Below are 25,568 nucleotides of genomic sequence, written 5' to 3'. Positions count from 1 at the left end.
TTCATGACATCGGTAGAAATGGGCAAATAGTAGGGGAATATGATATAATTTAATAGTGAAAATACCTGTCCTATCTAGAGGATAAAAGGAGAAAAAGATGAAGAAAATTGTATTTGCTAGCGCCTTAGCCTTGACCTTGGCAGGAGCAGTTTTGACAAATGATGTTTTTGCGAATGACAGACTGGTTGCAACACAATCTGCTGATGGCAATGTATTGACCTCAGAGGTGCTAAAACCTTCTAGTGGCAATGTTTTGGTTGGAATCAAAGGAGAATTTGTGGCTCCTCATCAACAATCTATTTTAGATGCTATCAATAAAATTCGTAAAGAAGCAGCCGACGAAGGTTTGGTAGATAAGTATGTTCCTGTCAAATGGTCAGTTGACCATGAGAAAACGGCTTTTGTACGCGCTGCTGAGGTATCTGTTGCGCTGAAGGCTGAACGTCTTTCCAGCAAAAACAACTGGACTGCCTTTCCATCTGGTAATAGCCTAAGTGGAGAAGCTTTAGATTTGAATCCTGATGGATTTCTAAAAGCAATTGAAAACTGGCATGCTGAAAAGGTGCAATATGTGGCGAAAAAGAAAGATAAAACATCAAAAGAATTTTCATCTTATTATGAGAACTTGATTAACCCTAAATTTACCCATGTGGGTCTTGCTGCTTTTAAAAATGCAGCTAGTCCTCAGAAGGCAGCAACGGTTGCTCTGGCTCTAGGAACTACGACTTCTTCGGAGGAATTGGCTGGTGGATATGGTTCTGCTGTTCAGTACACAGAAGTGACTGCCTCAAACCTTTCAACAGTTAAAAGTAAAGCCATAGTTGTAGAAACACCGCTGAAAGATTTCAGAAAATCTACGTCTGATCAGTCTGGCTGGGTGCAGTCTAATGGCAAGTGGTATTTTTATGAGTCTGGTGATGTGAAGACAGGCTGGTTGAAAACAGGTGGTCAATGGTACTACTTGAATGACCTAGGTGTCATGCAGACTGGATTTGTAGAAGTTGACGGATCGGTGTATTATCTAAGTAACTCAGGCGCTATGTTTACAGGCTGGGGAACAGATGGTAGCAGATGGTTCTACTTTGATGGCTCAGGAGCTATGAAAACAGGCTGGTACAAGGAAAATGGTACCTGGTATTACCTTGATGAAGAAGGGATCATGAAGACGGGTTGGTTTAAAGTAGGTCAACACTGGTACTATGCCTACGGTTCTGGAGCTTTGGCAGTGAGCACAACAACACCAGATGGTTACCGTGTAAATGGTAATGGTGAATGGGTAAACTAGGCTGAAAATGTCAGGCCATAGGTAAAGTATTCATCTTACTTAGCAAAAAAATGAACGATAAGAAAGAGGTTGATGGCGAACATTGACCTCTTTTGTAGTTTGGATAGTGGACTGATTTTAGAAGAGTATAAATTTTCCCACAATAAAAGCATGATAGTAAGTGTTTAAAAACGTTGCTATCATGCCTTTGTCATAGATTGCGCTTATGATTTTTCTTCTCACATTGAGTGTTTATCCAGTTTCTTTTAGAGATTCTAATCTACAAATTCTTTCTCTTCTTGGCATTCTTAGTCAGGGAAACCTGGTAAGTATCTTGTTCTTTAGTGAGGTAATGGATGACTTGAAAATCATCGGTTTGAGCCTTGAAATCCACTTCGTAGACAGTGGTGACTTGTTCTCCATCATTGCTGGTATCAATCGAGATGAGGTCTAACTCGGTACAGAATTGTGATAGCCCAGATTGGATAGTTTGGAGTTGCTTTTCTTGGTTGGCAATTGTGATGGTTAATAGTCTGCGACGTTGGTGATTGCTCTTGCTTTGTTGTTTCTCTAAAAGAAGCCATACTGCTAAGATAAAGACAGTGAAGAGAACCGCTAGAGCTAGGTAGCCTGTCCCTGCTGCTAGCCCGATAATCATGGCAAGAAAGATAGCAATTAGCTCTCTCGAACCACTAGTGGCTGAACGGAAACGAATGAGGCTAAAAGTTCCTGCAACGGCGATAGAGGTTCCTAGGCTGCCATTTACCAGAAAGATGACCAAGGTCATCAAGCAGGGGAGTAGGGTCAAACTAACAGCAAATTCCCGTGTATAGAGGGTACGGTGTTTGTAAGCCCAGGTCAGCGCCAAACCTAAAATCAGGCTGACTAAGAGAGCCAGAAAGAGCTGGATGGGATTGGCAGTAGCAGTTGTGTCGTTGAAGATAGAGTTGAAAAGATTAGACATAAGTAGTACCTACACTTTCTGTGCTTGATCGTGGGCTATAGTCCAGCCCCTGAGACTTGTGGTAGGCGCAGCTGTATTTTGAAAATTTCTGCTCTACCAGTCCATATTGGTCGAGAATATCTTGTAGCCATTGGGGTTTTCTACCTGGAGCTTTAATTTCCATGATGACAATGTCCTCGTTTAGTAGAGGAAAACCGTCCTTTCCTGAAAATAAACTGACATTCTCATCACGATAGGTTAGATTTTGGTCAATGGTGACACGAATTTTATTGTAGGGAAATCCACTAATTTCTTTCTTTTCCTTGAGAGAAAAGCGGTCGTAGTAGATATACATACGAGGGATAATGGCTTGCTGATATTCCTCTTGGAGTTGCTGAATTTTTTCAATCATCATTCGGTCCTTGATACTGCTATCTAGCTGTCCCTTGGTCATAAACTGGGTGATAGACTGGGGAGTCGATAAGAGACGATGTTTTCGTCCGACACCAGCTTTGTCCTTAGATTTGATTTCTAAAAATACCTGACTATCAGGCTGGACTTGACTGAGATAGGTTCGCATCCGAATCTTTTCTTTGCGCTTAGTACCTTGGCCATCCTTCTGAATCATATCAAATTGCTCTGTATCAAAGTAGATGTTGGAAATGGTCGAAGTTGGATAATCATCCTCGACGAGGTATATTTTTAAGTCCTCTATTAAATTAGCCAAGTCGCTCTTGGCAATGACATATTTGGTTTCAATTCGTTTAAAGCTTGTTTCAATTGGTTTCATAAATCATGTCTCCTTTATCAAACTATTTTAATACACTATCTTATTAGAAGATAGGTGTGTCTGGGCAAGTTGAACTTGCTTGTGATTAGTCTATGGAATTTTCCTAAAACTTTTGTTAAAGATAACTTAACTGAAACTGAACTTAAGAAAACTTTCAGAAAAAGTTTAGATTTTTTTCAGACTTACCCTGTAAACTAAGGTCAAGCTAAATGAAGGCGAGGAAAAAGGTATGAAATCAAAAAAATGGACTCTAATCTTAACCAGTTTAACAGCTCTGACCTTGATGACAGCTTGTGGACAGTCAGCTACCAAGTCAAGTACAACTGCAGCGGCAGATACTACTGCTATCACAACTTCAACTAAAAACAGTCAATCTTCTTACTTTACAGAAAAGGACTACGACACTTCTTATGATGAAAGCACAGCTTCGAAGATTGAGTTATCAGGCTCATCTGCCAGTGTCTCTGGAGACGGTGTGACAGTTTCTGGCTCAACGGTGACCATCTCAAAAGCAGGTACCTATGTGATTTCAGGTCAGTCTGACGGAGTGCAGATCAAGGTAGAGGCAGATAAGTCAGCAGATGTTCATCTAGTCCTAAAAGGTGCGACCATGACTAATACAAATGCAGCGATTTCTGCGACATCAGCCGGTCATGTCTACCTGACTCTGGCAGAGGGAACTACCAACAGTCTCTCTGACTCAAGCTCTAACAGTGATGAAAAGGCAAATGCCGCTCTCTTTTCAAAGGTTGATTTGACCATCAATGGCTCAGGTACTCTTACTGTAGATGGCAAGAAAAGCAAAGCTATCAAGGCAAATGATACGCTTCACATCACAGGTGGAACTTTTAACATCACATCGGTTGGCGATGCCTTTAATGTCAATGATGAACTTAATGTCACTGGTGCGACCATGACCATCGATGCCAAGGAAGATGGTGTTAAAGTTGATAATGATGACGATATGACTGTCGGAAATATGTATTTAGCTAACAATACCATAACAGTCACAGCAGGGGATGATGGCATTCACGCTTCTGGCAACCTAGTGATTGATAGCGGTACTTACACAGTCAAGAATTCGACTGAAGGAATTGAAGGAAAAGGCATTACAATCAATGGTGGTGATATCAATGTCTACTCGACAGATGATGGAGTCAATGCAGCTAATAAAAATGCCCAGCAAAGTGATATTTACTTTACCATGACAGGTGGCAATCTAACTGTTGAAGTCGGTCAAGGGGACACAGATCCGATTGACTCAAACGGGAATATCACGGTCACAGGCGGAACTATTAAATTGATAGGACAATCAGGCTTTGACTTTGATGGAACAGCAACCTATACAGGTGGGGATATTTACATCAACGGCGAAAAACAAACAGATATTGTCAATTCTATGCCTGGAGGCGGAGGTCCGAATGGAGGTCCTCAAGGCGGCGGTCCAGCCCCTGGCGGACGAGGATAAATAGAAAAGGATAGCTTTCTAAGAGAAATGTTATCCTTTTTATATCGATGATAGATTGATATATTACGAGTGATTTTACAATTGTAGCTTTCAAAGTTACAATTGTTAGGCTACCCGTCTTTGTTTACTGACTCAAGTCATCAGTCCCTCCTTGACACTCCGTCAATTTTTGATACAATAGTACAAAATTAGAGGAGGTAGGCTATGATTCAGAAGCATGCGATTCCCATTTTAGAGTTTGATGACAATCCTCAGGCGGTTATCATGCCCAATCACGAGGGGTTGGATTTGCAGTTGCCTAAGAAGTGTGTCTATGCCTTTTTAGGTGAGGAGATTGACCGCTATGCGAGGGAAGTAGGGGCGGACTGTGTCGGTGAATTCGTTTCTACCACCAAGTCCTATCCAATCTATGTCGTGAACTACAAAGGCAAGGAGGTCTGTCTGGCTCAGGCTCCTGTCGGTTCAGCTCCAGCAGCCCAGTTTATGGATTGGTTGATTGGCTATGGTGTGGAGCAGATTATTTCCACTGGAACCTGTGGTGTGCTGGCTGATATAGAAGAAAATGCCTTTCTGGTCCCTGTTCGCGCTCTGCGAGATGAAGGAGCTAGTTATCACTATGTGGCACCTTCTCGTTATATGGAAATTCAGCCAGAGGCTATTACTGCTATTGAGCGAGTGTTGGAAGCCAGAGGGATTCCCTATGAAGAAGTCATGACCTGGACGACAGACGGTTTTTATCGAGAGACAGCTGAAAAGGTTGCCTATCGCAAGGAAGAAGGCTGTGCTGTTGTGGAGATGGAGTGTTCTGCGCTTGCGGCAGTAGCCCAACTGCGTGGGGTTCTCTGGGGAGAATTGTTGTTTACAGCTGATTCCTTAGCAGACTTGGACCAGTACGATAGTCGTGACTGGGGTTCAGAAGCTTTCGAGAAGGCCTTGGAACTCTGCCTTGAGATAGCCTTTCAGATATAGCTACTCTCCTACTTTTTATGGTACAATGGATGTATGTTATTCAAATTATTTGTGAAAAAACTTGAAAGGGCCTTGGGCGGACTTTCGCCAGCTCGTCGCATCTTTTTAAGTTTCGCTGGAGTTATTTTTATAGGCTCTCTTCTTTTGAGTTTGCCTTTTGTTCAGGCAAGTGGTTCTCAGGCCACTTATTTTGACCATCTCTTTACGACGGTTTCCATGGTCTGTGTGACTGGCCTTTTTACGCAACCAGTGGCTACTACCTATAATGTCTGGGGTCAGTTGATTTGTATGCTCTTGATACAGATTGGTGGCTTGGGGCTCATGACCTTTATCGGGGTCTTTTATATTCAGGGGAAGCAAAAGCTTAGTCTTCGCAGTCGTGAAACCATTCAGGAGAGTTTTAGTTACGGGGAAACTCGGTCGCTGAAGGCCTTTATGCGGTCCATCTTTTTGACGACTTTTCTGGTGGAGGGCTTGGGTGCCTTTCTACTAAGTTTCCGTTTTATTCCTGAGTTCGGCTGGGGACGAGGCATTTTTACTTCTATCTTTTTAGCTATTTCAGCCTTTTGTAATGCTGGTTTTGATAATTTCGGCAGTAGCAGTTTAGTGGCTTTTCAGACGGATCCCTTGATTAATCTGGTCATTTCTGGCTTGATTATCACAGGTGGTCTCGGCTTTATGGTCTGGTTTGACTTGGCAACCCAGTTTGACAAGAAGAAAAAACGCCGTCTGCGTTTCCACACCAAGTTGGTCCTCTTCTTGACTGCAGGAATTTTGCTATTTGGGACAGTATCCACACTCTTTACGGAGTGGCACAATCCAGGAACGATTGGTAATCTCAGTGTTCCAGAGAAAGTGCTAGTCAGCTTTTTCCAAACCGTCAGCATGAGAACGGCCGGCTTTGCTTCTATTGACTATACCCAAGCTCGGCCTGTGACCTTGTTTATCTATATCCTACAGATGTTTCTCGGAGGGGCGCCTGGAGGGACGGCTGGGGGGCTCAAGATTACGACTTTCTTTGTCTTATTGGTCTTTGCGCGTAGTGAATTGCTGGGCTTGCCTCATGCCAATGTTGCCCAGAGAACCATTGAGGCTCGTACAGTCCAAAAATCCTTTAGTGTCTTCATTATCTTTTTGATGACCTTCTTGTTGGGCTTGATGTTGTTGGGAATTACAGCAGAAGGAACACCGCGATTTATCTACCTCATGTTTGAGACCATTTCCGCCCTTGCGACAGTTGGGGTAACGGCAAATCTGACACCAGAATTGGGCAAGCTAGCCCTCAGCATTGTCATGGTGCTCATGTTTATCGGCCGTATCGGTCCCTTGACCTTGCTGGTTAGTCTAGCGGATTACCAGCCTGATAAGAAAGATTTGATTCAGTATATGAAAGCAGATATTAGTATTGGATAAGAAAGGAAGAATGATGTCAGATCGTACGATTGGAATTTTAGGTTTGGGGATTTTCGGGAGTAGTGTCCTGACGGCCCTAGCCAAGCAAGATATGAATATCATTGCCATTGACGACCACGCCGAGCATATCAATCAATTTGAGCCAGTTTTGGCGCGTGGAGTTGTGGGCGATATTACAGACGAGGAACTCCTCAGAACGGCAGGAATTGATACCTGTGATACGGTTGTAGTGGCAACAGGGGAAAATCTAGAGTCGAGTGTGCTTGCAGTCATGCATTGTAAGAGTCTAGGGGTACCAAGGGTTATTGCCAAGGTCAAAAGCCAGACAGCTAAGAAGGTGCTAGAAAAAATTGGTGCTGACTCGGTGATTTCACCTGAGTATGAAATGGGGCAGTCTCTAGCGCAGACCATTCTCTTTCATAACAATGTTGATGTCTTTCAGCTGGACAAAAATGTGTCTATCGTGGAGATGAAAATTCCGAGTGTTTGGGCAGGTCAAAGCCTGAGCCAGCTAGATTTACGTGGCAAATATAATCTCAATGTCCTAGGATTTCGTGAACAAGAAAATTCACCGCTAGATGTCCAGTTTGGTCCTAATGACCTCTTGAAAGCAGATGCCTATATCTTGGCGGTCATTAACAACCAGTATCTAGATGACTTGGCAGAATTAAATTCTTAAGGAGGGGAAAACCCTCTTTTTTGATGTCCAAGATAGCAAATAGAGATAGCAACCCTTGTATTCTAGTAAAAGTCCTTCAAAAACTGGACTTTATGGTAGAATAGAAAGAAGTGACAAGAGAGTAAGAAAAAATCAGTCCCCTAAAGGAGTAGATTATGAAGTTATTGTCTATCGCCATCCCTAGCTATAATGCCGCAGCCTATCTTCATTACTGTGTGGAGTCGCTAGTGATTGGTGGTGAGCAAGTTGAGATTTTGATTATCAATGATGGGTCTCAGGACCAGACTCAGGAAATCGCTGAGCGTTTAGCTAGCAAGTATCCTAACATCGTTAGAGCCATCTATCAGGAAAATAAAGGCCATGGCGGTGCGGTCAATCGTGGCTTGGCAGAGGCTTCTGGGCGCTATTTTAAAGTAGTTGATAGTGATGACTGGGTAGATCCTCGTGCTTACCTGAAAATTTTGGAAACCTTGCAGGAACTAGAGAGTGAAGGGCAGGAAGTTGACGCCTTTGTGACCAATTTTGTATATGAAAAGGAAGGACAGTCTCGTAAGAAGAGTATGAGTTACGAGTCAGTCTTGCCTGTCCAGCAGATTTTTGGCTGGGACCAGGTCGGAAATTTCTCCAAAGGCCAGTATATCATGATGCACTCGCTGATTTACCGGACAGATTTGTTGCGAGCGAGCCAGTTCCAACTGCCTGAGCATACTTTTTATGTCGATAATCTCTTTGTCTTTACCCCCCTTCAGCAGGTCAAGACCATGTACTATCTGCCTGTTGATTTCTATCGTTATTTGATTGGGCGTGAGGACCAGTCTGTCAATGAGCAAGTGATGATTAAGCGCATTGACCAGCAACTCAAGGTTAATCGTCTTTTAGTAGACCAGCTTGATTTATCTAAAGTAAGCCACCCTAAAATGCGAGAATATCTGCTGAATCACATTGAAATCACGACGGTTATTTCCAGTGCCTTGCTCAATCGAGCAGGCACAGCAGAGCATCTTGCCAAAAAACGGGAGCTGTGGACCTATATTCAGCAGGAAAATCCAGAGGTCTTTCAGGCCATTCGCAAGACCATGCTCAGTCGTTTGACCAAACATTCAGTCTTGCCAGCCCGCAAACTTTCTAATGTTGTCTATCAAATCACCAAATCTGTTTATGGATTTAATTAATATAAGTATTTTATAAGAGGGATTTAAGAAAAATTTTAACTTTTTCTTAGTCCTTCTTAATTTTAGGAGATTATACTAGAGTCATCAAATAAAGAAAAACTCTAAGGAGAATCCTATGAAATTCAATCCAAATCAAAGATATACTCGTTGGTCTATTCGCCGTCTTAGTGTCGGTGTTGCCTCAGTTGTTGTGGCTAGTGGCTTCTTTGTCCTAGTTGGTCAACCAAGTTCGGTGCGTGCCGATGTAGTCAATCCAACCCCTGCTCAAGTAGTGCCAGACGCAGATTCTGCAAGTGAAAAGAGCGACTTGCCAGCAGAACTTCTCAAAGAAGCAGTCGATACAGCTCTTCCTTTAGAACAGGCAGACTCAGCACCCAAAGTAAGCTTGGATACTACAAGCTCTCCAGAAAAAGTGAGTATAGCTGATAAAGACCAAGTGGTAGCGCCAAAAGAAGAAGTACAAGCAAAACCAGAATCTAAGAAAGAAACAGGAGATGCGCTTAAACCTGCGACAAATCCTGCGCCTACAGTTTCTGGACAAGACCGTGAAGCAAGTGAGGCTCAACCAGCAACTACTCCAGCTGAAGTTCAAAAAGGTGTGGCTGACAATACCAAAGACACAGTAGATGTTCCAGCCACTTACCTAGACAAAGCTAATTTCCCTGGACCGTTCACAGCTGGCGTCAACCAAGTTATTCCATACGAATTCTTTGCTGGTGACGGTATGTTAACACGCCTTATCTTGAAAGCCTCAGACAAAGCCCCATGGTCAGACAACGGTTCAGCCAAAAATCCAGCTCTTCCACCAGTAGAGAAATTGGGCAAAGGCCTCTATTTCTATGAAGTGGATTTGGCCGGCACTCAAGGTAAATCAGATAAAGAGCTTCTTGACCTTTTGAAACAAAACGGCACTCAAAGCTATAAAGCTACCATCAAAGTTTACGGTGCGAAAGACGGCAAGGCAGATTTGAGCAATCTCGTAGCAACCAAAGAATTGGATGTCAACTTGAATGGTTTAACTACCCCAGCTGAAGTACAAAAAGGCGTGGCCGACAACACCAAAGATACAGTAGATGTTCCGGCTTCTTACTTGGACAAATCCAACTTCCCAGGTCCATTCACAGCCGGCGTCAACCAAGTCATTCCATATGAATTCTTCGCCGGAGACGGTATGTTAACTCGCCTTATCTTGAAAGCATCCGACAAGGCTCCATGGTCAGACAATGGTTCAGCTAAAAATCCTGCTCTCCCACCAGTAGAAAAATTGGGCAAAGGCCTTTACTTCTACGAAGTAGACTTGGCAGGAACTCAAGGCAAATCAGATAAAGAACTTCTAGACCTCTTGAAACAAAACGGCACTCAAAGCTACAAGGCAACTATCAAGGTATACGGTGCCAAAGATGGCAAGGCAGATTTGAGCAATCTCGTAGCGACAAAAGATTTGACAGTGAACTTGCATGGACATCAGTCTCTGATTCCGATGCAGTCAGGTTTCGTCCCATCTTCTAATGGTTCAGCTATGCCGGCTCCAATGATGAATAGTCATCAAGATGCATCTAAGATGAACGCTCAAATGCCTAGTGCCAATCAAGATGAGATGAAATCTAAAATGCCAGCTGCTAGTCAGGATAAGATGATGCCTAACAAAGAGCAGGACAAAACCATGAATGCTAGCCAGTCTATGGCAACTTCAAGTATGAAACAAGACCAAGTCGCAGCAACTTCAAGCAAAATGTCTGATGAAGGAAAGGTGGCATCTAATAACAAGGTATCAAGTCCAATGATGGCTGCTCAAATGAAAGAGCAAAAAGACATGCTTCCATATACTGGTGAAGCTCAAACATCAATGGCTACTCTTGGATTCTTTGGATTAGCTTTGGCTGGCCTGCTAGGTGGCCTCGATTTGAAAGCTAAAAAAGAGGAAAATGACTAGTCTAGCTACAGACTTTCTATCTAGGATTTGAAAAATCCAGATATCGATTAGAATGTTCGTAAAGAGATAAAAATAGTGTTATACTATTGTGGTATAGCACTGTTTTTTTCAAAGGAGAGACAGATGGGAAAGACAATTTTACTCGTTGACGACGAGGTAGAAATCACAGATATTCATCAACGTTATCTGGTTCAGGCAGGATATCAGGTTTTGGTAGCTCATGATGGGGGAGAGGCCTTAGAAATCTTCAAGCGAAAAGCGATTGATTTGATTATTACAGATATCATGATGCCTCGGATGGATGGTTATGACTTGATTAGCGAAGTCCAGTATCAATCTCCGGATCAGCCTTTTCTATTTATTACGGCTAAGACCAGTGAGCAGGACAAGATTTACGGTCTGAGCTTGGGGGCAGATGACTTTATTGCCAAGCCCTTTAGCCCTCGTGAGCTGGTTTTGCGGGTCCACAATATCTTACGTCGCCTTCATCGTGGAGGTGAGACAGAAGTCGTCAGTCTCGGGGATTTACGGATGAATCACGGTAGTCATGAGGTCCAAGTCGGAGATGTGGCGCTTGATTTGACCGTCAAATCCTTCGAACTTCTATGGCTTTTAGCAAGCAATCCAGAGCGGGTTTTCTCTAAGACAGACCTCTATGAAAAGGTCTGGCAAGAAGACTACGTGGATGACACCAATACCTTGAATGTGCATATCCATGCTCTTCGACAGGAGTTGGCAAAATATAGTAGTGACCAAACACCAACCATCAAAACCGTTTGGGGCTTGGGCTACAAAATTGAGAAAGCACGAGGTAGTCAATGAAACTAAAAAGTTATATTTTAGTGGGGTATGTCATTTCAACACTCCTAACGATTATCGTGGTCTTTTGGGCTATCCAGCGAATGCTAATTGAAGAAAGAGAAATTTATTTCCTAGTGGGTATGACTTTCGTGGCTAGTTTTATCGGTGCTGGGATTAGTCTCTTTCTCCTATCGCCTGTATTTACTTCATTGGGCAAACTCAAGGAACATGCCAAGCGGGTAGCGGACAAGGACTTTCCATCAAGTCTGGAGGTTCAAGGACCTGTAGAATTTCAACAATTAGGCCAAGCTTTCAATGAAATGTCCCATGATTTGCAGGCGACCTTTGATTCCTTGGAAGAAAGCGAACGAGAAAAGGGCTTGATGATTGCCCAGCTATCGCATGATATCAAGACTCCCATTACTTCGATCCAAGCGACGGTAGAAGGGATTTTGGATGGGGTTATCAAGGAAGGAGAACAGGACCATTATCTAGCAACCATTGGGCGTCAGACGGAAAGACTCAATAAACTGGTTGAGGAGTTGAATTTTTTGACCCTAAACACAGCTAGAAATCAGGTCGAAACGACCAGCAAAGACAGCATTTTTTTGGATCAGCTCTTGATTGAGTGCATGAGTGAATTTCAATTCTTGATTGAGCAGGAAGAGCGAGATGTCCATTTGCAGGTAATCCCAGAGTCTGCCCGGATTGAGGGAGATTATGCCAAACTTTCTCGTATCTTGGTGAATCTGGTCAATAATGCTTTTAAATACTCAGCACCAGGAACCAAACTGGAAGTGGTGGCTAAGCTGGAAAATAACCAGCTTTCAATCAGTGTGACCGATGAGGGACAGGGGATTGCCTCAGAGGATTTGGAGAATATTTTCAAACGCCTTTATCGTGTAGAAACTTCGCGTAACATGAAAACAGGTGGTCATGGCTTAGGACTTGCGATTGCGCGTGAATTGGCCCACCAATTGGGTGGGGAAATCACAGTCAGCAGTCAGTACGGCCTAGGAAGCACCTTTACCCTCCTTCTCACTCTCTCTGGCAGTGAAAATAAAGCTTAAAACCCCTTTACAAATCCAGCTATTCATGGTAGAATGGATTTTGTGTGAAATATCAGCAGGAAAGCATGAAGCTCGTCAACAGGTGTCTTATGATAAGTAACCTTGGCTGTTTAGGCGAAGGGCATCTGCACGAATCAGGGCTTTCTAAGTGACTATTTCCACCGAAATATTATTTATATCAGGAGGACATTCACATGTCACGTTATACAGGACCATCTTGGAAACAAGCTCGTCGCCTTGGCCTTTCACTTACAGGTACAGGTAAAGAATTGGCACGTCGTAACTACGTACCAGGACAACACGGACCAAACAACCGTTCTAAATTGTCAGAATACGGTTTGCAATTGGCTGAAAAACAAAAACTTCGTTTCACTTACGGTGTAGGTGAAAAACAATTCCGTAACTTGTTCGTACAAGCTACAAAAATCAAAGGCGGAATCCTAGGTTTCAACTTCATGCTTCTTTTGGAACGTCGTTTGGATAACGTTGTTTACCGTCTTGGTCTTGCGACTACTCGTCGTCAAGCTCGTCAATTCGTAAACCACGGTCACATCCTTGTTGACGGAAAACGCGTTGATATCCCATCATACCGCGTAACTCCAGGTCAAGTGATCTCAGTTCGTGAGAAATCATTGAAAGTTCCAGCTATTCTTGAAGCAGTAGAAGCTACTCTTGGACGTCCAGCATTCGTATCATTCGACGCTGAAAAATTGGAAGGTTCATTGACTCGCTTGCCAGAACGCGACGAAATCAACCCAGAAATCAACGAAGCACTTGTCGTTGAATTCTACAACAAAATGCTTTAATTTTAAGATATATCTTACAGAAAGCCTACAACAGTGGGCTTTTTGCTTTGTCTTAAAAGGTTGATTTCTGGGTTTGTCCCCCTTTTTGTCCCCCTTTACAAAGAACTTACAGCTTTCTCATAAAATGAGACGGCTGTTTTTGCTTTTTCTTTGGAGAGATGACTGTAAGTGTCCATAGTCATAGCTAGTGTAGAATGACCTAGACGGTGTTGCAATTCTTTATACGGTATTCCAGAGTTTAGCAAAAGACTAGCGTGTGTGTGTCTAAAACCATGGAATCCAATATTAGGTACACCAGCATGTTTGAAACGTGTGTTTAAACGAGTTGATAGTGTTTTATTGCTTGGGTATTTATGAATAAAATCTGAGAAGACAACAGTTTCGGTCCGACCAAGTTTCCAAGCTTCTTGCCTTTGCCTTTTTTGATACATTTTTAAGACCTCTATAGTTTGTGGGTCAATATCAATTGTACGATAACTTGCCTCCGACTTTGGGCTGTTAATCTCACCTAAATGGTTTAGTGTTTTTGTAATATTCACAGTTGCATTATGTAGGTCAATATCTGACCAGTGTAGAGCTAAGGCTTCATTAATACGGCAACCAGTAGCAAGAAGAAACTTATACAAAGTAATTTCATAGATATTTCTATATATTGCTAGGTTAGCCTCTTCCAAATAACTGAGAAATTGCTTTAACTCTAAGTTATTAAAGTGCTTGACTTTGTTTCTACCCTTTTTTATTTTACGAGGAAGAATAACTTCACGAGCTGGATTTATATCAATAATCTGCATTGTCACAGCATATTGTAGGATACGTTTATTTAGCGCGTGAATTTTATCATAGTGTAGAAATGCGCCCTCTTCTCTTTTGTTAGCACGTAGAGCTAGTTGATTAACAATGCGTTGGATAGTTGGAGTGGTTAACTTATCTAACCTATAAGAACCAAATAGAGGAATCACATGGTTAGCTAGTAGTCGTTTTACTGAATCTTGTGTATTTGGTTTTACTGTGTGTTGATAACTTTCCCACCATAATTGAGCTACTTCTTCATAGCTTGTTAGTGAGACTGTTTCCTTTTTAGTGAAGCCATTATTTTGGAATTCGGCTTTAGCTAATTGAGCTTTTTTCTTCAATTCAGTTTTAGTTCTAGCTGTCAGATTAGCCTTTATTTTTTTTCCTGTGAGTTTATCTACTCCTAAGTATACTTTTGCACGATATACAGTGTCACCGTTTTGTTTCTTGATTTCTGCTATTTTCATTTCTTAACCTTTCTAACATCAGTAGGCAAGCTGTAAAAGGTTATGAAAAAGTTATTATGATTTGTGTCTAGAACGAATACCTTCAATTAGTATTTGTAGAGCAGTTAAGTCTTCAGTTGTGAGTGCTTGACCATCAATAGTTATTTTTACATTCTTTCTAAAGATATAATCAAGGTTAATTTTAATATTTTCTCCATTGATAATATCGTGGCTAATATCTTTGTATGTTTTTAACTTTGAGAATATGGATTTATCATTTCTTAATTCAATTAAATCTTTTAAAAGTTGCTTCTCTTTATCGTTATGAACTGAATTCATGTTGATATTTTTGATTATATCACCAATATAAGTGCTAGCCAATGTTTTATATTCAATGCAGTATTCATCGAACTCTAATCCATCTTGTTCGCATTTTTCTTTTATAGAGAGTGAAGCAATGCTTTCAGTAATATCAATGAGTTTAGTTAAACTGGGAATCTTTTTCCCATTTTCAATTTGTGAGATATAAGACTGTGATACTTTTAGGTCTTCAGCAAGGCTCTTAGTAGTTACATCGCCTTCTGTACGGCATTTTTTAAGATATTCTCCTATCATTTTTAACCTCCGTTTAATAACTTTAGTAACATTTTAGCATAAAACTCTTGACATGTAAATAAAAAACTGATAAAATGCAAAACATAACCTAAGTTAATTAACTTAGTTAAGTAGGTAAGCTGTAATAGTTATGAGAGGATAGTTGTGCACAAATAGGAAAGAAAGGAGATATATGTATAGTATACCACAAGGGATATTATCTAAGGAAGCAGAACTAGCATTATTGGAGAGGATTGAGCATTTAATAAATGATTATCTATCACATGCAATGCTTTCACCTCATAGTGACTCGTTTGGCTTGATACAACAGAAAGAGTTAATCAAAGAACTAGGTATTAGTTTAGTAACTCTGCATGAATGGGAGCGTTTGGGGTTAACCCGATACTGTCCACCAATAGAAGGAACTCGCAAAGTTTTCTATAAGAAATCAGATGTTATGAAGTTTCTTTCAATTACTAATAAGGAGTGAATACATTGTATGAAAAGAAAATAAACACAATTGAAAAATTCTATGATTTCTTGAAATACATAGGAATTTATAACCATGTTGAATCTTTGATTCAATTGCTATCAATTATGCTATATAGTGTAATTATGTTACTACCAGAAGGAGTTGCTTATGACAATCATTTTTAAAAAGCAGGAGACAGAGGATAAAGTTCTTGATATGCCTAAATTTAATCTCAATAATTCAGGGAAACCTGTCAGTTCACCTCAAAACGTAGTGCTTATCTTAGAATCATTTGAATCTAAGATGACATTATTAGGTTACAATGAGTTCACAGGAGCAGTTGAAAAACTAGATAAGACGCCTTGGGAAACTCTGAAAGGAGAATGGGATAGCGAAGACACTTCTTTGTTTTCGGTATATATTGATAAACAGTTTCACTTTACTCCTAAAAAGGATTATATTGAAGATGCTGTTTTAGAAGTGGCACGTAGACGGATATTTAATCCTGTAAAGGAGCGAATTGAAAGTGTTGACTGGGATGGAGTACCTCGTGTGAAATACTTCTTTCATAAACTGTTAGGGTGTGAGGATAGTATATACACACGTGAGGTATCCCAGATGTTTTTGACAGGTCTAATTGGACGTGTATATAAACCAGGTATCAAATTTGATAATGTACCTGTCTTGATTGGTCCACAAGGGATAGGAAAAAGTACAGTAGCTCGTCGTTTATTGCCTGATGCTTTTACTGATACTCCTATTTCATTTGGGAAAACACAAGAAGATTATAGGATGCTTAAATATGTATGTGTTGTAGAAATTCCAGAATTACAGGGACTAAAGCAGAGTGATATAAATAGAGTTAAGGGATTCCTTAGTGCTTCATACGATATGTGTAGGGAATTATATAAAACACACAAACGACAACTAAGACATAATGTGTTTATTGCAACTGGAAATTCTAAAGCATTTCTCAGTGATTTTGGAGTTGAAAGAAGATTCTATCCTTTGAACTGTGGGGAATATGTTGTGGAGGAGCATCCAATGGATGTTTCTGATAATTACTTCTTGCAAGTTCTTGCTGAAGCTAAAATACTATTTGAAACAAATGAAATTATGTTTCCAAGTAGAACGACTTCAGAAAAATTGGAAGAGATACAATTTGATTTCAAAGAAGAAGATGTGGAAAAAGAGTTAATAAATGAGTTCTTGGATGAGTTTATTGTACCTGATAAATGGAGATATTATACTCTATCTGAGAAGAGGAAATACTACCGTATGTGGAAGGGATATGAGAAAGAAACACGAGAGTATTGGGATGCAAAGGAATCAGGCTTAGTGACTGTTACTTACACAAGTGAACTAGCTTACATACTGTTTGATGAAAACACTGGTAGAGGACGAAGTAGTAAACAAGCTTCAAAAATTCGTGATGTACTGGACCATCGTGAGGATTTTATAGCTGTGCAGAACAAGCGACCTTGTAGCACATGTAGTCCAACACGTGTCTATGAACGTCTAGAAGCTACAGAGTAACTACAGGCAAAAGTGGCTATAACACTAGTTATTTACTCCTTTTGTAGTATTGTAGTATTATTCTTGTAAAAATAGTTAGAATTATATAATAAGGGTAAGTAGAGAAATGTCTTGCTACATTACTACAAAGTATGAACGACTAGTCCGCCATGAGCGAAGGCAAAGGAGTGAAACACTTTGTTAAGTACCAAATACGCCTAATTTATTCCATGGTCTAATTGACAGCAAGAAACAAGGCACTCTCGTACAACTGAACTGTCCATCCGAAAAACTAAAGCCTTTCGTCTGAGACGTTCTTAGCGTACTTTGTGCCTACTTACTGTCAATTTGCTTTCACGGCATAAAGGCGTATGCTTGTGAGATAAAATAGAGAATGAAAATAGCTATTTAAAGAGGTTTTACATTATAGAATTTCATACTTTTGTAGTGTTGACTTGATTCAGATATCAGTTTTTTCTGTACAATAGTATCAATTTCTCTCTCTGTGTCTGTGGTTAGTAATGCGCGTGATAATGGGATTTCTAAGGGTCGATTAAAAAATAGAATAGTAATGAATTTATGTAAATTTTGCTATTCACCGATTAACTCTCTATATCAAAAATGTGTTAGTAGTGTGGAATTGTCTGAAGGAGGTTCATGTGATATAAAGGATATACAAAATCCCTGCAATGAGTAATTGCAGGGATTTTCAGATGTTAAGGTATATCTTATAAGTAGAGTCAATTGTGATTTAGTCTGTTTTATAAAAAACTTGTTCGGATTTATCTGGAGCATTTTGTCCAGCTATAATTCTAATTTTTGTTTTATCAGATTTATCTTCAACTGATATCAAACGATTATTTTCAAAACGTTTAAAGGGGATACTTATACCAGGAGGATAAATGCCTATTCCGTATCCTGTAGGTCCTGTTCTGACATCAAATCCTATAACTCCTTCGTTTGAAATCCCTGCTTTACTTATCTGTCCTCCTTTTACTAAACCATTCCTATTAAACACTATTTCATGTCCTAGCTTATTCCTCCAAGTGCCAGCTATGCTAGAGTAGTCTCCATGAAGAATAGCCTGTGTATCAATTTCTTGTGTTGTATTTTCTGTGTGTTTTTCTTCTGTGGGAGTCGTGATAAGTGTGGCATCAGTAGCAACCCAGAATTGAAATTTTTCAGAGTCTTCCATGATTCTGACTGTGAAAGTAGCGGTTGCTCCTTCTTGCCATCCTTCAATCATAGATTTCTTAATTTGTACTTGTACACCAGTTATAGGAGCATTACTAGCTTTTACCCAAATAGTATGGTATGTTTCTAGAGCTTTAAAATGTCCTACGTATGCTTCCCAAAATTTTTGGCGTGTTAGTTCTGCTGTGAAGCGGTATAGTTGACCAGTTTTTAACCTACCATCATTTTCCATGTCTCGAAGCTCTTCGGCTGTCGTGTCTATTATACTATCTTCAGTTGAGCTAGAGCTTGTGGTAGATGTGCTGGATGATGCAGAGGAACTAGAAGTAGTAGATGAGATTTGTTGTGAAGAGTGACTATCTACTGTTTCTATATTTTCATTTAGATGTTTAAAGAATAAAAAAGTAGCTCCTATAATGGTAAGAAGTAGAAGTGTAATTGAGGTTATAAGAATCCAAAGCTTGTTGCTCTGTGGTAGAGGACAAACTACTACGTGATTCTGATTTTGGTAAACTTTAACAATATCGTTTACTTTAGGATTAAAAGTTAACTCATTGATAGGAACATTTAGAGTCTCATTTGTGTGGAGTCGAATGATAATATGTGTATCTGAAACGTGAATAATTTGGTTATGTCTTTTATTTTTCATGTAGTATTAGTTTTCGTACATATAGGCAACCATGAGAGGCAGTGTTTTTGTTTCTTTGAAGATTGTTTCATAAATTTGCCTCCCTTTTACTAGTCTGTGCAATGTTATATGGTCATCTTCAGCTATGACTTTCTTATTGTATTCATAATCTCTCCTATTTATCTCTTTCATAGAAATAAGCAATCATAAATGGTCGCATTACTACAGAATCACCTGACGAATACTGCTTAACTCCATAAGTTTTCCCATACAAATCTAATTTATCACCTTCTACTATGATATCTGACAAGTAATCACTCGGAATAAACACAGAAACAGGCTCACCAAGTCCTGGACGACCTATTTCATTTAGAACTATTTGTATCAAAATACCTTTATCATCTTGGTCTTTGAGAATTTGTACAACTTCTCCTCTAACATGTAGTTTTAGATAGCGAGGAAATTCATCATGAATCCATTTATCATAGTCAAATGACGAGGAATATTTCTGCTTATCTGTCCTTTCTTCATAGTCTATTGTCAATAAATTCTTAGGAATATTTCCTGATATCGAAGATTTTGTGGAACTAGAGCTACTTTCTTGAGATGAAGAAGAGTTAGATTTATTCTTAGATGACAACGCAGAGGACTTAGAAGAACTAGAGATATTCTGTGATGTAGTTATTTTACTCATTATAAAATATGCACTAACCGACAAAACAATAACTATAAGAGCTATTAAAATAGGTTTTATCTTACTTGAGAATGATGTTTTTATAGAGTTATGCTTTTTAACTGTGCTACTTTCAACCTTTATAACAATATCACCATAAACCTCGACGTAATCACCTATTGCAGGTTCAAAGTCACAATCTTTAATGCCAATTTCCTTCAAACTGCCATCTTCATAACCTATGTAAGCAGTATCTTCAATTATTTTAATAATTTTTCCTTTATTCATTATTTACCCCCATACAATGGCTCCTAACCACATTCCAAAAATCATAGCACCAGTTGCACAAATCATTATAACAGTTCCTTGTTCTTTATCCCCTCTGCTTCTGATGAGATATCCTAAAACAATACCTATTACTCCAAAAATAAAAGGAAAGAAGAGAAGAGAGGTTGCTGTGCAAATCCATCCCCATATTTTCAACGTTTTAGTGTTATCGGGAGTATCTGAATTTATTATGAGTTTTCTAGTAATGATGTAGTTTCCATCATTGCCAAAAACTTCAACCTCTTCTCCGACCTCTGGAAGGAAGTCAAAGTATTTTCTTTCTATCTCTAGAAGGCTACCATCAGCCTTACCTAGATAAATTGTTTCAATATTGTCTTTAAGTATTTTGTATGTATTCATTATTTATTCCTTTCTTATAAATGATTCAATCACTTCAACACTAGCTTGACTTGCATTCGGTAATCTGTCATATGCTGTACCATTTGTGAAGTAAGTGAGATTGGGTATTGTTTTGAATCCTACTGTTTTTTTAAAGTTATTCCAACTAGACTTGTCGATATGCTCACTATCCAAGTAATACACAGTTCTCTTAGTTTTATCGACTGCTTTTGCTAGTTTTGGAGCAAATTTTTGACAGTATGGGCAACCTTCTCTACCTGTGTATAGGTAAAAGCTCTCTTGATGTTGTATTTTCTGTTCTACCGTCTCTATACTTATCTTTTGGAGTCTGTTTACGGCTATTTGGTAGTCTGTTTGTGACTGAATGGTTAAGTATGCTGTGAATGTGACAATTAGAATAAGTAGTAGTGACAGTAGAATAAGAACTTTTTTACTATTCATCACATCCGTATCCGTCTTTGTCCCTATCTAACCATGGACCGTATTGTGGGTCACTAGCAGGTATGTTTACACGTCCTGCTTTGCGTGCTTCCTTACAGTTTTTGAACGGTCTTAAATTTGATTGTGGAGCAGATGTAGACGCTTGTGTAGGAGTGGTTGTGGTGTGAGATGAAGCTTGTTCTTGCTCTTTTTCTCGCGAAGATGCTTTCCTTTCCTCCTCTTTTGATTTGGAGGCTTCAATACTTGCTTTTTCCTCTTCTTGTTGTTTTTCTGTTTTTCTCACTTCGCTAATTACTAACGAGCCTTTACTGATTGAATCATATTTTTCTAAAGATACTGTATTTCCTGTATAGACCATAAGTTCATTTATTTTTACAGCTAGTGATTCAGGTGTACGGATAAGAAGTTTCTTACCTGTTATGTTGTACTCACGGTATTCATCTTTTTCTTCAATCCCAATTACCTCAGCTTCAACTTCGTAGAGTTTATCTGTGTTAGAGAGTTTGTGTGCTACCTCTCTCAGTGCTTTGGCTCGCAGTATGATTTTAATTTGTGGTGTATTTAGATAAGCATCTACAGCTATATGTCCAGTTGGAGACCATTTCTCTATTTTAGAGCTAGTTTCACTACTAGATGATGAAGTAGAGGAAGATGAACTAGACTGTTTAACTTGTGAAGACTGTTTGACAGAATCACTAGCCTTGGTTTGAGCTTGTGAGTGTTTAGTACTACCGCTAGTTAGTAGTGTGAAGAACAAAATGAGGATAAGCAATAGTACAATACCACCTATAATCTTTTGTTCTTTGCTTAATTCCTTAAGCTTTTTAAGCATATATAACCTCCAAATGTTTAACTTTATTTAATGAAATAAAATAAATATTTCCTAATAGTTATAATTATATCACACAAACTTTAACAATAGAATATGTTTCTGTTTAATATTAAACTATAGAGAATGTAAACCTGATTGTTTAATCTATAAGATAGATAGTAGATTTAACATAGAGGGTGAAGGAATGGATGATATATTAGAAACTATAAGTAATCAGATACGAGATTTACGAGTTTCAAAGAAGATTACACAGCAAGAATTAGCAGAAAGAACAAATCTAAGTGTTCCTTATATCAGTCAAATAGAGAATAGTCACAGAAATATCTCTTTGGAAACTTTTGTGAAGATTGTTGATGCTTTGGAAGTTCCATTGAGTGATTTTTTCTTACCTTATTCTGTGGCACAAGATACAGAGATGATGGAACTATTATTGAAGATTCAGAAACACCCACAGCATAAGATGATTGTTCATAAGGTGCTGGAAATACTTGAATTAAGCCAAGATAGTTAGTGATAAAAAGTACTAAAGTGTAATTTATACTAAATCTATCCAATTGTAGACGCTTACGTTGTTCAGATAAGGAATGAGGTATAGGTTGTAATTTTAGTGATAGAAATTTTAGAATGATTTTTCTTTGTTGAAGAGGTCAATTAAAAAATAAAAATAAAAAAGAAAGCACTGAATCTAAGTATCCAGTGCTTATTTATTACCTTAAAAAATGTGTTACCTCTTATCAGAACGTTAGAAGTACTCTAACGATTATTGCTAGGAGTAGAGCAAATATTGTTGCTCCTAATATCAAAGTAGCACTATCTTTCTCTCCTTTTTCTTTTAGAAGGCGATACATTACTGAAGGGATTACAGCAAAAACAGGGTGCCATATCAAAATGGCAATAACCCCACACCATGCAACAGACTTAATTCTTTTTACTGTCCAATATCCTTTTTCTTCTTTTTTCTGTTCTGTGGGAACTTCACTAGACTTTTTAGTTATGATATAGTTTTCTTCAGATTGATATACCTCTACCATATCCCCTAGCTGTGGTACAAAATTAAAAGAAGTCTGTTCAACTTTTAGCAAAGTTCCGTCATCTTTACCTAAATAGATTAGAGTTCCTTCAATTTTAATAACTTTATATGTATTCATTACCTCATACCTTATTTCTAATTAGTTCTTTTCACGTCTAAATAACTACCACCTTGATTTGCTAACAACAAATCAAGTGAATCTGTCATTAACATCCCATAAATTCTAATATCATCACCTGATTTCAACCCTCTTTTTTGTTTAATAAATTCCTCTTCTGTCTGCTCAGTTAAAGCCAAGTGTATTTTTTTGCCATCTTCAAATTGGAATGGTGCATTATCATCATCAAATAAATCAATTGAATGAGGTTCTACAACAATCAATAAAGTTAATACATCGCTATCGCTCTTATTTATTTTATTAACTTCTTTTACAGTTGCTCGTAATTCAAATTTACTTTTTAATTCTATCCCTTTTTGCATATATTGTTCATAAGTTTGCCCTACTGTGAACACATCAAAAATTTCAAGTTGTGGTTTTCCTGACTCCTTTTTAACTTTTGCATTTAAACCTAGAGATTGACCACCTCTAAAAATATCTTTCCCTTTATAAACTGCCTTTATTTTAGGACTATGTTTAAATCCTTTGGAATCATATTTTTTATTATTAATAATGATTTTATCTGTATCTAGATAAATTTCATCATCATTAATCAATGTGATATCCCCTTTATAGTCTATCTTTTCACCTAAATTATTCTCTAAATAATTATTAAAATCAGCTGTGGCTTTCTCAGTATCATCTTCATTTGATTGAGTTATAGAACTATTCTTAGATGATGATGTAGAAGACTTAGAAGTGTTCTGTGATACAGTCTTCTTTGAATTTGGACTGAAATTATTACTTACATATACAGTTGATAAAATAAGAATTATAATAGCTATAATCAAATACGTTATAGAGCTTTTTTTATTAACCTTATTCTTCTTAATAGATGAAATAATAAGAAGTATCAGATTTAATACAATCAGTAACAGTGAAATTACACAAAGGGATAGTATTGTAGCTTCTAATATTACTCCTCTATCATATAATAAACTAAATGAGATAGGAAATAAAACTATAGATGAAAATATGTTTATCTTGCTAACTAATGAAATTTTTTTAGACTCTGATTTTTTAACTGGGGTACTTTCATTACTACCTTCAACTTTTATAACAATATCACCATATACTTCTACATAATCATTTATTGCAGGTTCAAAGTCACAAGATTCAATAGGAATTTCCTTTAAACTTCCATCTTCATAACCTATGTACACTGTGTTCTCAGTTATCTTTAAAATTTTTCCTTTATTCATACTTTACCTTTTATCAGTGAAATTTGTCTTTATCTATCTGATAAGGTCTTATATCTCCTTGTAGTCTCACTATATAATAATCTTCATATTCAACTACCTGTGAGACTATTCCTGTAACCTTAACAGATTCAAATTCTTCAGTATCTAAATTCTGTTCTACAGTCCAAAAATAGATTTCATCTCCAATTTCAATACGGTTTAGAGAGCTTCTATATCCTGACAGCAAAAAGAAGGATAGGATTACTAAAAGAACTTGAAACACCTTCTTAGTATTTTGTAGCTTTACTAACATTATTTATTTTGCACTCTAACTCCCGAATATTTTCTTTTTATTCATAAAATGTCTCCTGTTTTATATTTATGTTTAAAATATTGTTAAACACTACCCTAATTATATCACAGTTATATATACATTAGTTAATGTTTTCTAACAATTTTTAACCAAAGTAAATGTAAATATATACCCTTAACCTATAAGATGAATAGGGTAAAATAAAAAGCACCTAAACGGTACTTCTTACTTGCCTACTGAACTCATCACCATGAAATTTGTACTCCTTTTTGTCCACCTTGGAGTAAAGTTTAATCTATTTTATTTAATATGTAAATTCTAAAAATACTACAGAATCAACATTTATAAAGCATAACAAAGTGTAATTTATACTAAATCTATTCTACAACAAAATGTTGTAATATTTTATTGAATAAGATAGGCTTTAGAGCCTTGATATTAAGCACTTTGGGGCGCTTTCCCTTAGTGCTTTTTTTGTTTTTTTGAAAGTTCTATAATGAAGTTAGCCACCTAGCTTTCCTAAAAATTAGATGGTTCAACTAGCTGATAGCTAGTCCTCGATTTCATTTGATAGCCTTAATCGAACGATGGAAAAAAGAAGGAAAATCAAATAGAGAAATTGCTTCTCTACTTGGAAAAGCTCCTCAAACTATCCATACTGAAATCAAGCGTGAGACAGTCCGACAATGTCTTGGAAAAGGGCGCTTCAAAGCGGTTTATTCTGCCGGCTATGCTCAACAGTCTTATGAAAATAATCGCAAGCGCTCGGTCAAGAAATCAAGATTGAACAAGGAGCTGAAGGAAAAGATTCTCCACTATCATAACCAAAAGTTTTCGTCTGAAATGATGGTCAAGGCTAAGGGCGTTAACGTGGGAATTTCTACCATCTACTACTGGATCCATCATGGAAAATTAGGATTGTCAAAACAGAATCTGCTTTATCCTAGAAAAGGAAAAGCGGTTAAGAAACAGGCTAGCATCAACTTTAAACCTGTTGGTCAATCCATCGAACAGCGTCCTGAAGCTATCAATCTTCGCTTGGAGAATGGGTATTATGAGATTGATACGGTTCTGCTTACAAGAGCGAAAAACTATTGTTTACTGGTCTTAACTGTAGGCATCAGATTATCCGATTGATTCCAAATAAAAGCGCTGAGTCGGTCAATCAGGCTTTAAAACTCATCTTAAAACAACATCAAATTCTTTCCATCACAGCAGATAATGGTACAGAATTTAACCGCTTGTCTGATGTATTTTCTGAGGAGTACATCTATTATGCGCACCCCTATGCCTCTTGGGAAAGGG

Annotated in this window: 25 protein-coding genes and 1 pseudogene; 14 read left to right on the top strand and 12 right to left on the bottom strand. The window is 38.4% G+C overall.

Translation table 11 applies throughout. The annotated features are described in order from the left end of the window. Positions 1 to 97 precede the first annotated feature (97 nt). Complete coding sequence (locus HT732_RS05735; protein ID WP_173254282.1) at positions 98 to 1,285, top strand: CAP domain-containing protein; 1,188 nt, start codon at positions 98 to 100, stop codon at positions 1,283 to 1,285. A 259-nt stretch (positions 1,286 to 1,544) separates the two neighbouring features. Here HT732_RS05735 and HT732_RS05730 read toward each other — a convergent pair whose 3' ends face one another. Continuing rightward, on the bottom strand, positions 1,545 to 2,228 hold the full coding sequence (locus HT732_RS05730) for a DUF4956 domain-containing protein (RefSeq protein WP_050391193.1): 684 nt from the start codon (positions 2,226 to 2,228) through the stop codon (positions 1,545 to 1,547). Then, a complete protein-coding gene (locus HT732_RS05725) occupies positions 2,221 to 2,997 on the bottom strand; it encodes a polyphosphate polymerase domain-containing protein (protein ID WP_173254281.1) in 777 nt (258 codons plus the stop codon). The genes HT732_RS05730 and HT732_RS05725 overlap by 8 nt, the downstream gene beginning before the upstream one ends. A gap of 229 nt (positions 2,998 to 3,226) precedes the next feature. Here HT732_RS05725 and HT732_RS05720 point away from each other — a divergent pair, with 229 nt between their 5' ends. The 9 genes from HT732_RS05720 (at position 3,227) to rpsD (ending at position 13,308) form a co-directional block, all read left to right on the top strand. Then, positions 3,227 to 4,465 carry a carbohydrate-binding domain-containing protein gene (locus tag HT732_RS05720; protein WP_173254280.1) on the top strand — a complete coding sequence of 413 codons (1,239 nt, stop codon included), beginning with the start codon at positions 3,227 to 3,229 and terminating at the stop codon, positions 4,463 to 4,465. Positions 4,466 to 4,669: 204 nt separating this feature from the next. Next, positions 4,670 to 5,434, top strand: coding sequence for a nucleoside phosphorylase (locus tag HT732_RS05715; protein ID WP_173254279.1), 765 nt, complete (start codon positions 4,670 to 4,672; stop codon positions 5,432 to 5,434). Between the two features lie 33 nt (positions 5,435 to 5,467). Then, a complete protein-coding gene (locus tag HT732_RS05710; RefSeq protein WP_173254278.1) occupies positions 5,468 to 6,847 on the top strand; it encodes a potassium transporter TrkG in 1,380 nt (459 codons plus the stop codon). Between the two features lie 13 nt (positions 6,848 to 6,860). Next, entirely contained in the window at positions 6,861 to 7,526 is a 666-nt protein-coding gene (locus tag HT732_RS05705; protein WP_001283905.1) for a TrkA family potassium uptake protein, read from the top strand. Between the two features lie 155 nt (positions 7,527 to 7,681). Continuing rightward, complete coding sequence (locus HT732_RS05700; RefSeq protein WP_023944044.1) at positions 7,682 to 8,698, top strand: glycosyltransferase family 2 protein; 1,017 nt, start codon at positions 7,682 to 7,684, stop codon at positions 8,696 to 8,698. A gap of 115 nt (positions 8,699 to 8,813) precedes the next feature. Then, positions 8,814 to 10,631: a fibronectin-binding SSURE repeat-containing protein gene (locus tag HT732_RS05695; RefSeq protein ID WP_173254277.1), complete on the top strand. Its 1,818-nt coding sequence runs from the start codon at positions 8,814 to 8,816 to the stop codon at positions 10,629 to 10,631. Between the two features lie 123 nt (positions 10,632 to 10,754). Further along, positions 10,755 to 11,453, top strand: a complete 699-nt coding sequence (locus HT732_RS05690) for a response regulator transcription factor (RefSeq protein ID WP_173254276.1) — start codon at positions 10,755 to 10,757, stop codon at positions 11,451 to 11,453. Further along, on the top strand, positions 11,450 to 12,502 hold the full coding sequence (locus tag HT732_RS05685) for a HAMP domain-containing sensor histidine kinase (RefSeq protein ID WP_173254275.1): 1,053 nt from the start codon (positions 11,450 to 11,452) through the stop codon (positions 12,500 to 12,502). Before HT732_RS05690 ends, HT732_RS05685 begins: the two co-directional genes overlap by 4 nt. Positions 12,503 to 12,696: 194 nt before the next feature. Further along, entirely contained in the window at positions 12,697 to 13,308 is a 612-nt protein-coding gene (rpsD, locus tag HT732_RS05680; RefSeq protein WP_000092756.1) for a 30S ribosomal protein S4, read from the top strand. A 95-nt stretch (positions 13,309 to 13,403) separates the two neighbouring features. Here the strand turns inward: rpsD and HT732_RS05675 are convergent, their stop codons facing one another. Both HT732_RS05675 and HT732_RS05670 read right to left on the bottom strand, forming a co-directional pair. After that, positions 13,404 to 14,567 carry a tyrosine-type recombinase/integrase gene (locus HT732_RS05675; protein WP_173254274.1) on the bottom strand — a complete coding sequence of 388 codons (1,164 nt, stop codon included), beginning with the start codon at positions 14,565 to 14,567 and terminating at the stop codon, positions 13,404 to 13,406. A gap of 54 nt (positions 14,568 to 14,621) precedes the next feature. After that, positions 14,622 to 15,161 carry a helix-turn-helix transcriptional regulator gene (locus HT732_RS05670; protein ID WP_049499273.1) on the bottom strand — a complete coding sequence of 180 codons (540 nt, stop codon included), beginning with the start codon at positions 15,159 to 15,161 and terminating at the stop codon, positions 14,622 to 14,624. 172 nt (positions 15,162 to 15,333) lie between these two features. On the opposite strand from HT732_RS05670, the gene HT732_RS05665 reads away from it, so the two are divergent. Both HT732_RS05665 and HT732_RS05660 read left to right on the top strand, forming a co-directional pair. Beyond that, positions 15,334 to 15,630, top strand: coding sequence for a hypothetical protein (locus HT732_RS05665; protein WP_049499271.1), 297 nt, complete (start codon positions 15,334 to 15,336; stop codon positions 15,628 to 15,630). 150 nt (positions 15,631 to 15,780) lie between these two features. Then, a complete protein-coding gene (locus HT732_RS05660; RefSeq protein WP_173254273.1) occupies positions 15,781 to 17,148 on the top strand; it encodes a VapE domain-containing protein in 1,368 nt (455 codons plus the stop codon). A 730-nt stretch (positions 17,149 to 17,878) separates the two neighbouring features. Here the strand turns inward: HT732_RS05660 and HT732_RS05655 are convergent. The 5 genes from HT732_RS05655 to HT732_RS05635 all read right to left on the bottom strand — a co-directional run bounded on the left by HT732_RS05655 (position 17,879) and on the right by HT732_RS05635 (position 21,582). Next, on the bottom strand, positions 17,879 to 18,970 hold the full coding sequence (locus HT732_RS05655; RefSeq protein WP_173254272.1) for a DUF6287 domain-containing protein: 1,092 nt from the start codon (positions 18,968 to 18,970) through the stop codon (positions 17,879 to 17,881). A 154-nt stretch (positions 18,971 to 19,124) separates the two neighbouring features. After that, positions 19,125 to 19,910, bottom strand: a complete 786-nt coding sequence (locus HT732_RS05650) for a hypothetical protein (RefSeq protein WP_173254271.1) — start codon at positions 19,908 to 19,910, stop codon at positions 19,125 to 19,127. A 3-nt stretch (positions 19,911 to 19,913) separates the two neighbouring features. After that, a complete protein-coding gene (locus HT732_RS10325) occupies positions 19,914 to 20,309 on the bottom strand; it encodes a hypothetical protein (RefSeq protein WP_001099576.1) in 396 nt (131 codons plus the stop codon). A 3-nt stretch (positions 20,310 to 20,312) separates the two neighbouring features. Beyond that, a complete protein-coding gene (locus tag HT732_RS05640) occupies positions 20,313 to 20,750 on the bottom strand; it encodes a thioredoxin domain-containing protein (RefSeq protein WP_173254270.1) in 438 nt (145 codons plus the stop codon). After that, positions 20,743 to 21,582, bottom strand: coding sequence for an excalibur calcium-binding domain-containing protein (locus HT732_RS05635; protein ID WP_173254269.1), 840 nt, complete (start codon positions 21,580 to 21,582; stop codon positions 20,743 to 20,745). The genes HT732_RS05640 and HT732_RS05635 overlap by 8 nt, the downstream gene beginning before the upstream one ends. A gap of 184 nt (positions 21,583 to 21,766) precedes the next feature. On the opposite strand from HT732_RS05635, the gene HT732_RS05630 reads away from it, so the two are divergent. After that, positions 21,767 to 22,093, top strand: a complete 327-nt coding sequence (locus HT732_RS05630; RefSeq protein ID WP_136937402.1) for a helix-turn-helix transcriptional regulator — start codon at positions 21,767 to 21,769, stop codon at positions 22,091 to 22,093. A 223-nt stretch (positions 22,094 to 22,316) separates the two neighbouring features. Here HT732_RS05630 and HT732_RS05625 read toward each other — a convergent pair whose 3' ends face one another. Genes HT732_RS05625 through HT732_RS05615 form a run of 3 tightly spaced genes read right to left on the bottom strand, consistent with a single transcriptional unit; the run spans position 22,317 to position 24,263 of the window. Beyond that, positions 22,317 to 22,730 carry a hypothetical protein gene (locus tag HT732_RS05625; RefSeq protein ID WP_173254268.1) on the bottom strand — a complete coding sequence of 138 codons (414 nt, stop codon included), beginning with the start codon at positions 22,728 to 22,730 and terminating at the stop codon, positions 22,317 to 22,319. Between the two features lie 17 nt (positions 22,731 to 22,747). Then, positions 22,748 to 23,971, bottom strand: coding sequence for a hypothetical protein (locus HT732_RS05620; RefSeq protein WP_173254267.1), 1,224 nt, complete (start codon positions 23,969 to 23,971; stop codon positions 22,748 to 22,750). A gap of 13 nt (positions 23,972 to 23,984) precedes the next feature. Then, a complete protein-coding gene (locus HT732_RS05615) occupies positions 23,985 to 24,263 on the bottom strand; it encodes a hypothetical protein (RefSeq protein ID WP_173254266.1) in 279 nt (92 codons plus the stop codon). 543 nt (positions 24,264 to 24,806) lie between these two features. Here HT732_RS05615 and HT732_RS05610 point away from each other — a divergent pair. Beyond that, positions 24,807 to 25,568 (top strand): annotated as a pseudogene (locus tag HT732_RS05610) (IS30 family transposase); the annotation flags it as partial.

The organism is Streptococcus sp. 5346 (assembly GCF_013277455.1).
GTDB lineage: Bacteria > Bacillota > Bacilli > Lactobacillales > Streptococcaceae > Streptococcus.
Note: the sequence above shows the minus strand (reverse complement) of the source record. Positions and strands in the feature narration are given on the sequence as shown.

What these genes read in the sequence shown, in the direction of transcription:
- HT732_RS05735 (WP_173254282.1), top strand. Translation starts at nt 98, where the DNA reads ATGAAGAAAATTGTATTTGCTAGCGCCTTAGCCTTGACCTTGGCAGGA.
- HT732_RS05730 (WP_050391193.1), bottom strand. Translation starts at nt 2,228, where the DNA reads ATGTCTAATCTTTTCAACTCTATCTTCAACGACACAACTGCTACTGCC.
- HT732_RS05725 (WP_173254281.1), bottom strand. Translation starts at nt 2,997, where the DNA reads ATGAAACCAATTGAAACAAGCTTTAAACGAATTGAAACCAAATATGTC.
- HT732_RS05720 (WP_173254280.1), top strand. Translation starts at nt 3,227, where the DNA reads ATGAAATCAAAAAAATGGACTCTAATCTTAACCAGTTTAACAGCTCTG.
- HT732_RS05715 (WP_173254279.1), top strand. Translation starts at nt 4,670, where the DNA reads ATGATTCAGAAGCATGCGATTCCCATTTTAGAGTTTGATGACAATCCT.
- HT732_RS05710 (WP_173254278.1), top strand. Translation starts at nt 5,468, where the DNA reads ATGTTATTCAAATTATTTGTGAAAAAACTTGAAAGGGCCTTGGGCGGA.
- HT732_RS05705 (WP_001283905.1), top strand. Translation starts at nt 6,861, where the DNA reads ATGTCAGATCGTACGATTGGAATTTTAGGTTTGGGGATTTTCGGGAGT.
- HT732_RS05700 (WP_023944044.1), top strand. Translation starts at nt 7,682, where the DNA reads ATGAAGTTATTGTCTATCGCCATCCCTAGCTATAATGCCGCAGCCTAT.
- HT732_RS05695 (WP_173254277.1), top strand. Translation starts at nt 8,814, where the DNA reads ATGAAATTCAATCCAAATCAAAGATATACTCGTTGGTCTATTCGCCGT.
- HT732_RS05690 (WP_173254276.1), top strand. Translation starts at nt 10,755, where the DNA reads ATGGGAAAGACAATTTTACTCGTTGACGACGAGGTAGAAATCACAGAT.
- HT732_RS05685 (WP_173254275.1), top strand. Translation starts at nt 11,450, where the DNA reads ATGAAACTAAAAAGTTATATTTTAGTGGGGTATGTCATTTCAACACTC.
- rpsD (WP_000092756.1), top strand. Translation starts at nt 12,697, where the DNA reads ATGTCACGTTATACAGGACCATCTTGGAAACAAGCTCGTCGCCTTGGC.
- HT732_RS05675 (WP_173254274.1), bottom strand. Translation starts at nt 14,567, where the DNA reads ATGAAAATAGCAGAAATCAAGAAACAAAACGGTGACACTGTATATCGT.
- HT732_RS05670 (WP_049499273.1), bottom strand. Translation starts at nt 15,161, where the DNA reads ATGATAGGAGAATATCTTAAAAAATGCCGTACAGAAGGCGATGTAACT.
- HT732_RS05665 (WP_049499271.1), top strand. Translation starts at nt 15,334, where the DNA reads ATGTATAGTATACCACAAGGGATATTATCTAAGGAAGCAGAACTAGCA.
- HT732_RS05660 (WP_173254273.1), top strand. Translation starts at nt 15,781, where the DNA reads ATGACAATCATTTTTAAAAAGCAGGAGACAGAGGATAAAGTTCTTGAT.
- HT732_RS05655 (WP_173254272.1), bottom strand. Translation starts at nt 18,970, where the DNA reads ATGAAAAATAAAAGACATAACCAAATTATTCACGTTTCAGATACACAT.
- HT732_RS05650 (WP_173254271.1), bottom strand. Translation starts at nt 19,910, where the DNA reads ATGAATAAAGGAAAAATTATTAAAATAATTGAAGATACTGCTTACATA.
- HT732_RS10325 (WP_001099576.1), bottom strand. Translation starts at nt 20,309, where the DNA reads ATGAATACATACAAAATACTTAAAGACAATATTGAAACAATTTATCTA.
- HT732_RS05640 (WP_173254270.1), bottom strand. Translation starts at nt 20,750, where the DNA reads ATGAATAGTAAAAAAGTTCTTATTCTACTGTCACTACTACTTATTCTA.
- HT732_RS05635 (WP_173254269.1), bottom strand. Translation starts at nt 21,582, where the DNA reads ATGCTTAAAAAGCTTAAGGAATTAAGCAAAGAACAAAAGATTATAGGT.
- HT732_RS05630 (WP_136937402.1), top strand. Translation starts at nt 21,767, where the DNA reads ATGGATGATATATTAGAAACTATAAGTAATCAGATACGAGATTTACGA.
- HT732_RS05625 (WP_173254268.1), bottom strand. Translation starts at nt 22,730, where the DNA reads ATGAATACATATAAAGTTATTAAAATTGAAGGAACTCTAATCTATTTA.
- HT732_RS05620 (WP_173254267.1), bottom strand. Translation starts at nt 23,971, where the DNA reads ATGAATAAAGGAAAAATTTTAAAGATAACTGAGAACACAGTGTACATA.
- HT732_RS05615 (WP_173254266.1), bottom strand. Translation starts at nt 24,263, where the DNA reads ATGTTAGTAAAGCTACAAAATACTAAGAAGGTGTTTCAAGTTCTTTTA.